The 239-nt window shown below is 73.2% G+C and carries 1 protein-coding gene; it reads left to right on the forward strand.

Annotated features, from left to right (window positions below; genetic code table 11):
- Positions 1 to 26 precede the first annotated feature (26 nt).
- The coding region (locus QC029_RS31020) for a hypothetical protein (protein WP_279559158.1) at positions 27 to 239 on the forward strand (213 nt) is incomplete at its 3' end.

Raw genomic sequence — 239 nt, forward strand, 5'->3', positions numbered from 1 at the left:
GGGTGGTGGATGTCGGGTATTCGCTGTTGACGACGCGGGCGGTGATGCGGCACCGGGCGGTGCTGCACGGGCGGGGGCGGGAGGAGTTCCTCGGCGGGCTCGCCGCGCTGGCGCGGGAGGGCACCGGTGGGGAGTTCCGTGGTGAGGTGCCCGTGGCGGAGTGGACGGCTTCCCTGCGGGCGCTGGGAGGGGCCCGCGTCGACCTGCCCACCTACCCCTTCCAAAACCAGCACTACTGG

The organism is Streptomyces sp. DH37, assembly GCF_029813835.1.
In the GTDB taxonomy this organism is placed as follows: Bacteria; Actinomycetota; Actinomycetes; order Streptomycetales; family Streptomycetaceae; genus Streptomyces.